The following is an 8,605-nucleotide window of genomic DNA, read 5'->3' as shown; positions in this document are numbered from 1 at the left end:
CGCGCATGGAGCAGCGCGGCATCTCGGTCGACCGTCAGATCCTGTCGCGGCTGTCGGGCGAGCTGGCGCAGGGTGCCGCTCGCGCCGAGGAGGAAATCTACGGCATTGTCGGCGAGCGCATCAACATCGGCTCGCCCAAGCAGCTCGGCGACATATTGTTCGGCAAGATGGGCCTGCCGGGCGGTTCCAAGACCAAGACCGGCCAATGGTCGACCTCGGCGCAGCTTCTGGAAGAGCTCGCCGCGGAAGGCCATGAATTGCCGCGCAAGATCGTCGACTGGCGCCAGCTGACCAAGCTGAAGTCGACCTACACCGACGCGCTGCCCGGTTTCATCAATCCCGACACCAATCGCGTCCACACCTCCTATGCGCTGGCCGCGACGACGACCGGACGCCTGTCGTCCTCCGATCCCAACCTGCAGAACATCCCGGTGCGCACCGCCGAAGGCCGCAAGATCAGGACCGCCTTCATCGCCGAAAAGGGCCACAAGCTGGTCTCGGCCGACTACAGCCAGATCGAACTGCGCGTGCTGGCGCATGTTGCCGACATCCCGCAGCTGAAGCAGGCTTTCGCCGACGGCGCCGACATCCACGCCATCACCGCTTCAGAAATGTTCAACGTGCCGGTCGAAGGCATGCCTTCGGAAGTGCGCCGGCGCGCCAAGGCGATCAATTTCGGCATCATCTACGGCATCTCGGCCTTTGGCCTCGCCAACCAGCTGTCGATCCCGCGCGAGGAGTCCAGCGCCTATATCAAGCGCTACTTCGAACGCTTTCCGGGAATCCGCGACTATATCGAGGAAACCAAGGCCTACGCGCGCGAAAAGGGCTTTGTCGAAACCATCTTCGGCCGGCGCATTCACTATCCGGAGATACGGTCGTCGAACCCGTCGATCCGCGCCTTCAACGAACGCGCCTCGATCAACGCCAGGCTTCAGGGCACCGCCGCCGACATCATCCGCCGCGCCATGGTGCACATGGAGGAAGCGCTCGACAAGGCGAAGCTGTCGGCCCGCATGCTGCTGCAGGTGCATGACGAGCTGATCTTCGAGACCGTGAACGAGGAGGTCGAGGCGACGCTTCCCGTGGTGCGCAAGGTGATGGAAAACGCACCGATGCCGGCGGTCTCGATGTCGGTGCCGCTGCATGTCGACGCACGGGCGGCCAGCAATTGGGATGAGGCGCATTAAGCGCCTTACGTTCGTTCGTCATCCACGGGCGAAGCAAGGAGCGAAGCGACGCGGCGCAGACCCCTGGAGTTGCTTCGCAGCCCAAGGGATCCATGCCGCGATGCTGGCCATAAAGCGAGACGACTGAGGATAGCCGTTGCCGGGCGGCGCTCTTCGACCCAGATTCTGCGATCGCGGCAACGCTCGAACGTCACGGCATGGATACTAGGGTCTTCGCGACGGAGCTCCGCTCCTGCTTCGCCCTAGTATGACGAAATGGATGGTTACGCAGCCTCAGCCCGGCATTTCGCACACACGCCGCGAAACTCGATCACCGCCTTCTTGGCGGCGAAGCCAGTCGAATTGACCCATTCGTTCAGCCGGTGGTCGACATCGTGGTCGGACATTTCGGTGACCTGTCCGCAATTGTCGCAGATGGCGAAAGCCGTCATCGAATGGCTGTGGTCATGCGGTTCGGCGCAGGCGACGAAGGAGTTGATGCTTTCCAGCCGGTGCACGAAGCCAGACTTCACCAGGGTGTCGAGCGCCCGATAAACCTGCAATGGCGCGCGAAAACCGCGTTCGCGCAACTGGTCGAGCAAGGTGTAGGCGCTGAGCGGCCCGCTGGCGGTCTCGAGCTTCTCGAGCACGCACAACTGGTTTTTCGTCAGCACATCCCTTGCCGCCATGGTTTTGTTCCAGCCTGCCTTGCGCCATCCGCGGGCTATCTGCCCGTGCAAATGGCCTGATCCCATTCAGATAGCGACGAACCGCCGTCTTTGCTACTGTTCTGTTGTTGTCTCGGACCAATCGATCGCGTGCCGGCACAATGGTGAGGGCAGGATTGATGAAAAAGCGACATTCAAAATACTGACAAAATCCTCGACGAGGGTGACCTCGCTTGGGAAATTCGATCGGGCTTGGGGAAGCGATATGATCAAATTGACACGCCGGACGCTGCTTGTCGGCACGTCCGCGCTCATGGCGGCCGGAACCCTCTCGTTTCGGGCGCGGGCCGCTTCGCGCACCTACCACGCGCTGCTGGTTGGCTGCACCGAGTATCCGGCTTTGCCGCAGCGCAACTGGCTCGTCGGACCGAAGAACGATGCCGGCCTGATCCACGAATATCTCCTGAAAAACGTGCCTGACCCCGTGCGGTTCAAGCCGGAGAACGTCACCTTGCTGGCCAAGGACGTACCGGGGGCCAAAGGCCTGCCCACGCACGCGGGGATCAAGGCGGCGCTCGCCGATCTCGCCGCGAAAGTGCAGCGCGACGATTTCGTCTATCTTCACCTGTCGGGCCACGGCGCCCAGCAGCCGGAGATGATCAAGGGCGACGAGACCGACGGGCTCGACGAGATCTTCCTGCCCGTCGACATCGAGAAGTGGGTCAACCGCGACGCTGGCGTGCCCAACGCGCTGATCGACAATGAAATCGGCGCCGCTTTCGATGCCATCCGAGACAAGGGCGCCTTCATCTGGGCCGTGTTCGACTGCTGCCATTCCGGCACGATGACGCGCGCCGTGGACGTGGACGACGAGTTCGAGCGCAAGATCGAGTTCGCCGACCTTGTTGGCGGCGACGAAGCGGCCCGGGCAGCGGCTATTAAGACCTACGACGACACGGTCGCCAGCGCGTCGCGCGGCCTTGACGATACCGGCCAGCGCAAGCCTGCCTTCAACCTGATGACGCCGACCGGCGGCGAACCGATCACCAAGGGCAAGCTGGTCGCCTTCTATGCCGCACAGACGGTGGAAACCACGCCGGAGATGCCGCTGCCCAAGGGTACGACCGATGCGCCGCGCTTCGGCCTGTTCACCTTCACCATCCTGCAGAAGCTGGCCGAAAACCCCAACGTCACCTACCGCCAGCTTGGCCAGGCGGTGCTGCAGCAATATTCGGCCGACAGCCGCAACCGGCCGACGCCTTTGTTCGAGGGTGAACTCGACGCGCGCGTCTTCGGCACCGACAAGACCGATGCCGTCATGCAATGGCCCATCGTCGTCAAGGACGGCGAGGCAACGATCGGCGCCGGCCTGCTGCATCGCCTCACCCCCGGCAGCAAGCTCGCCATCCTGCCCTCGGCGCTGTCGTCGCTCACCGATGCCGTCGGCTATCTCGAAGTGCAATCGGCGAAGAACCTGGAAAGCCACGTCAAGCCGGTCGAGTTCGACAAGAAGCCGGCGCTCAAGCTGGCCGACATCCCCGCGCACGCCTATGCCCGCGTGGCCGAGATTGCCGTGGACTACAAGCTCGCCGTGGCGCGGCCCGCCCCGACCAAGGGATTGGAGAAGGAAACCGCGCTCGTGAATTCGGTTCTCGACGAGCTGGCCGCCGCCAAGGACACCGGCTTCAACATAGAACTGGTCGATCCCGGCAAGAGTGCGGAACTTCGCCTCGCGGTCCTGCGCGAGAACGCCATCGCAGGGGCCGCCAAGAATGCCTCGGACAAACCGGCGCTGTGGTTCCTGCCGGCATCGGGCGACATGACCCTGAAGGATCGCAGCAAGCCGCCGCTGATCATCATCCACTCGGATGACCGCAAACGGCTAGTCGACGCGACAACGACGAACCTGCGCACCATCTTCCGTGCCACCGGCCTGTCGCGGCTGGCGGCGGCTTCCGACTACAAGCCCGAGGATGTCGACGTGCAGTTCCAGATCAAGCGCCGCGACAAGGACGGCCTGGAGCCCTTGCAGGCATCCGCCGTGCCGCGCGTCTCGCCCGGCGACGAAGTGCATGTGCTGGCCACGAACAGCTCGGACCAGTTGGTCGACATCAACGTGCTCTATGTCGGAAGCGACTATTCGATCACCCACATCGTCGCCGAGCGCCTCGCGCCTAAGGCAAAGTTGGAGGAGGGCCTGCTCGCCTTCACCGATACCTCCTTCGGCATGGAGCGGATGATCGCGGTGCTGACCGAGGCACCGCCGGAGAGCGAGAAGGAGGATCTGAGCTTCCTGGCGCAGGACGGCGTCGCGTCGATGACGCGGGGTCTCGGACCCGCCAGCTTCTCCGACATGCTGGCCGACATCGGCATGGCGCCATCAACCCGCTCGGTGATGCGGCTTGCCGACAAAAGCGGCCCGAAGGGCGCCGTGATGATCTTCCCGATGGAAACCGTGCCACGCAGCTAAGTACCGGCCCGGGGCCGCACGGCCCTGCACCGGGTCTTGCGCGTTTGGCGCGATGTGAGAACATTCCCGGCCGCGGCCAGAAGGCAGTGGCTGACGAAGCAAAGGATCGGTCTTGAGCAACAGTCTTTTTTTCTGGCGCGCGACAGTTGCCGGTCTTGCCGGCGGCCTGTTGCTGGCCGCCAATGCATCGGCGCAGGAGGCCTGCGGCCTTTGCGCCAAACAGGTGGTCATCAACTCGGAGCTCGCGACGTGTTTCCTCGAGCAGTATGACCAGTTCGCCAAGGCCAGCAGCGAGGCCGTGGTGGTCGATCTCTCGAGCTGCGCCTCGCGCGGCGTGGTCGAAGCACTGCCGTCGCCCAACAAGGCGCCGGCGGAACCCGACATGCAGTTCATCGTTTCGCGCCCGCAGCTGGCATGCCTGAAAAAGCAGCTTGAAGCGCCGGGCGTGGTGCTCGATCCCTCCGCCACCATCAAGCTGGACGGCTGCAAATGAAGAAGCCGGGGGGCACCATCAAACAGACGGCGGCGGCCGCGCCCGCCAAGGCGCCGGCAAAGCAGACGCTGCCGGAAACCACCGAAGGCTTTCCCTGGCCGAGCAGTCACGAGATCAAGAAGGAGAGCAACCCCTTCACCGACCGCGACTGGCGCATGCTGGTCTACGCATGGTCGGGCATGCTGGTCCGCTTCGCCATCATCTTCACCCTGGCATTCTCGATCTACCAGTTCCTGGCCAACCAGGAGCAGAAGCGCGTCGAGCAGACCATGTCGCTGGTCGAACTCTGGGAGACCAAGGACTACCAGCAGGCGCAACGCGCGCTCAAGGATCGTCTCGCCGCCCTCAACGCCAAATATGACAATCTGCTCAGCGCCAACCCCTCGCCGACCGAGGAGCAGGTGTTCCGGCAGCGTATCGGCATCGAAGCCATGACCGCCGCCGGCGGCGACATGCCGCTTGCCGACTTCAACGAGAATTTCGACCGTATCGTCTATTTCCTCAACCGCCTGTCCTTCTGCATCGACGGCAATCTGTGCTCGCGCAAGGTGACCGACGCCTATTTCCACGACTACGCCGTGTCGTTCTGGAGTTATTTTGCCGGCTATGTCGACAAGCAGCGCAAGGCTGGATCGCCCACCTTCGCCACGGCGATCGAAGCCTATGTGCGCAACGGCCAGCCCGCGGCTGAAGCGAAATAGCCATGGGAGCGGCGAAGATCAGCTTCCGGCTCATGCGCGCCTGCCGCTGGCTGGTGACGGCCGGAGCCTTGGTCGGCGCCTCTGTCGCACAGGCGCAGGACGCCCCCGATTTCCACCTCGATCTCGACACGGGCGGGCATAGCGCCCAGGTCACCGATCTTGCCTTCACGCCGGACGGCGAAGACCTCGTCTCGGCATCCGACGACAAGACCATACGCATCTGGGACTGGCAGAGCGGGGTCAGCCTGCGCACCATCCGCGGCTATCTCGGCAATGGCAATGACGGCAAGGTCTTCGCGATCGCCGTTTCGCCGGACGGCAAGACGATCGCCGCCGGCGGTTATTTCGGCCCGGGCCTCGGCGACAAGCCACCTTATGGCGATATCAGGCTGTTCGACTTCGCCACCGGCAAGATGAAGGCGGTGCTCAAGGGCGCCGACTACGCCATCTACGACCTGGCTTTCTCTCCAGATGGCAAGATCCTGGCCGCCGGTGGCGGCGACGGCGTCGTCTATCTCTGGAAGCCGGACGGCCAGTCCGCCACCGGCTGGACGCTGGACAAGAAGCTCGACGCCGATTCCTGGCATATCGACAAGCTTGCCTTCGCCGCGCAGGGAACCCGGCTGGCGGCGACCACCACCGACAACGGCATCCGGCTCTGGGATGTCGCCAAGGGCGAGGAGATCGCCCTGCCCGCGCAAGCCGAGCCGTTGCGCGATGTCAGCGTCATGGCGCTCGCCACATCGCCGGACGGCAGCCTGTTCGCCACTGGCAGCAAGGACGGCCAGATCCAACTCTGGCATGCCGCCGACGGCGCACTGGCGCGGACCATGCCCAAGCAGGATTTCCTCATCGGTTCGCTGACTTTCGCCAAGGGCGGGCTGCTGGTCGCCTCCTGCGGCTATCGCTGCGCCGACAAGCACCGCTCCGTGGTCTTGAACGCCGAGACGGGCGAAAAGGCGCGCGACTATGCCGGCCATGACGGCACGGTCTATGCCAGCACCGCCAATGCCGATGGCTCCCTTGTGGCGACCGCAGGCGGCACCCGCAACGCCATCCAGGTCTGGGATCCCGCGACGGGTGAGCGCAAGGCCCTGCTGCAGGGGTCGGGCGAACCGGTGACCGCGGTCGGCATCAACGCCGCGAACGGCACCATCGCCTGGGGCAACGCCAACCCCTGCCCGGAGCGCGTGGCCTGTCCGGAGGAACTGGGCGCCCTGGACAGGAAGCTCGAACTGCCGACCGCCGAGCGGTTCTTCGATGACCCGCAGCAACTGACGGAACCTGGCTCGTTCGCACGCGCGGCGATGACCGACGGCCAGTGGTCGCTGCATGCCGCGGCAGGCGGCAAGGATGCGCTTGAAAACGCCGTGCTGGAGATCGGCCATGGCGGCCAGGTCGTGCGCCGCATCGAGAATGACGCCACCAATGGCTTTGCCCATTCAGCCTTCACCTTGATCGACGACGGGCTCGGGCTGATCACCGGCGGCAATGACGGCACGCTGCTGGAATACAAGACCGCGACCGCCAGGGTGTCCGGCGAGTTCACCGGACATACCGGCGAGATCAACGCCATGGTGGCATCGCAGAAGGCCGGCCTGCTGGTCACCGGCAGCGCCGACCAGACATTGCGGCTGTGGAACCTGCAGACGCATGAGCTGATCGTATCGATGTTCTTTGCCGGCTCGCAATGGATCGCCTGGATGCCGCAGGGCTACTACTATTCCTCCGACGAGGGCGACAAGCTGATCGGCTGGCATGTCAACCAGGGCCGCGACCATGAAGGCCGCTTCATCCGCGCCGGCCAGCTGAAGAAATATCTCTGGAGCCCGGAAATGGTGCGCCGCGCCATCATCCTGCGCAGCGCCAAACAGGCGGTCAAGGAAATGCGGCCGGGCGTCGACAATGAGTTGCAGAAGCTCCTCCAGCGCAAGCCGCCGGAGTTCGGCATCCGCCTCGCCGACGACCAGAGCAAGGTCCGCGACGGGTATGTGGCCGTGGAGATATCGGGCGCCAAGGAAGCCGGCGCCGATGTCGCCGGCTTCTCGATCCTGTCGAACAGCCGCAATGTCGGCGACATCGCCACGCGCTCGGCGGACGGCGACAAGACCATCGTCGAGGTGCCGGTCGAGAACGGCCAGAACACCATCCGCATCACCGGCACCAATGAATATGGCTACCTGACCGAGCGCAGCGTCGAGGCGATTGCCAGGAAGACCGAGAAGGCCGCAGCCAAGGGCAAGCTCTATGTCGCCGTCATCGGCGTCGACAAATATCCGTTTCTGACCAATGCCTGCTCCGGCCACGCCTGCGATCTGCGTTATCCCGTCGATGACGCCACCGAATTCCTCAAGGTGATCGCGCAGAAATCGGCGCCGCTGTTCTCGTCGATGGAAACGCTGGTCCTGGTCAACCGCGAAGCGCTCGACGACAACCCCGACAAGGCGCAACAGACATACACGGTCGCCAGCGCCGACAACATCATGGAACCGGATTCGCACACGATCGACGACCAGCTCGCCGACTTCCTCGACAAGCCGGGGGAGCACGACACGACCATCGTCTTCGTCGCTGGCCATGGCATCAACATCGACGAGGATTACTATTTCATCCCGACCGATGGCCGCAAACAGGACGCGGACCGCTGGAAGCGCTCCTCGCTGGTCGACTGGTCGGACATCCAGAAATCGGTCGAACGGGCCAAGGGCATGCGCTTCATGCTGCTCGACACCTGCCATGCCGCCAATGCCTTCAACCCGCGCCTGGAAAAGGACGCGCAGGACGCGCGCATCGTCGTCTTTTCGGCCACCGCCGCCAACAACACCGCCGCCGAACTGCCCGAGCTCGGCCACGGCGTCTTCACCTATTCGATCCTGGAAGGCCTGCGCGGCAAGGCCCGAACGTCCGATGGCGGCGTCACGCTGTTCGGACTCGCCGACTTCATCTCGCGCGAAGTGGTGCGGCTGACGGCGGACAAACAGAAGCCGTTCTATTATGTCGGCGGGGTGGAGAACATCGTGTTGGCCGAGCCGTGAGGGGCTTGCGCCCAGGCACCCCCCTCTGTCCTGCCGGACATCTCCCCCGCAAGGGGGGAGATCGGCTGT

The 8,605-nt window shown here is 64.1% G+C and carries 6 protein-coding genes; 5 read left to right on the top strand and 1 reads right to left on the bottom strand.

Annotation, left to right across the window (positions count from 1 at the left end; translation table 11 throughout):
* Positions 1–1,190: DNA polymerase (locus J0I79_RS01345; protein ID WP_292854707.1), on the top strand; the 1,190-nt coding region annotated here is incomplete at its 5' end.
* Between the two features lie 263 nt (positions 1,191–1,453).
* Here J0I79_RS01345 and J0I79_RS01340 read toward each other — a convergent pair.
* The gene (locus J0I79_RS01340; RefSeq protein WP_137932768.1) at positions 1,454–1,858 is read right to left on the bottom strand and encodes a Fur family transcriptional regulator; all 405 of its coding nucleotides are present in this window, start codon (positions 1,856–1,858) and stop codon (positions 1,454–1,456) included.
* 244 nt (positions 1,859–2,102) lie between these two features.
* Here J0I79_RS01340 and J0I79_RS01335 point away from each other — a divergent pair, with 244 nt between their 5' ends.
* The 4 genes from J0I79_RS01335 to J0I79_RS01320 all read left to right on the top strand — a co-directional run bounded on the left by J0I79_RS01335 (position 2,103) and on the right by J0I79_RS01320 (position 8,536).
* Positions 2,103–4,307 carry a caspase family protein gene (locus J0I79_RS01335; protein ID WP_292854701.1) on the top strand — a complete coding sequence of 735 codons (2,205 nt, stop codon included), beginning with the start codon at positions 2,103–2,105 and terminating at the stop codon, positions 4,305–4,307.
* Positions 4,308–4,419: 112 nt separating this feature from the next.
* The gene (locus J0I79_RS01330; protein WP_292854698.1) at positions 4,420–4,800 is read left to right on the top strand and encodes a hypothetical protein; all 381 of its coding nucleotides are present in this window, start codon (positions 4,420–4,422) and stop codon (positions 4,798–4,800) included.
* Positions 4,797–5,501 (top strand): hypothetical protein, encoded by a 705-nt coding sequence (locus J0I79_RS01325; protein WP_292854695.1) that lies wholly within the window; start codon positions 4,797–4,799, stop codon positions 5,499–5,501. Before J0I79_RS01330 ends, J0I79_RS01325 begins: the two co-directional genes overlap by 4 nt.
* Positions 5,502–5,503: 2 nt before the next feature.
* The gene (locus J0I79_RS01320) at positions 5,504–8,536 is read left to right on the top strand and encodes a caspase family protein (RefSeq protein ID WP_292854693.1); all 3,033 of its coding nucleotides are present in this window, start codon (positions 5,504–5,506) and stop codon (positions 8,534–8,536) included.
* Positions 8,537–8,605: the final 69 nt, after the last annotated feature.

The organism is Mesorhizobium sp. (assembly GCF_017306585.1).
Taxonomy (GTDB): domain Bacteria; phylum Pseudomonadota; class Alphaproteobacteria; order Rhizobiales; family Rhizobiaceae; genus Mesorhizobium.
This window is presented reverse-complemented; position numbering and strand designations above follow the sequence as displayed.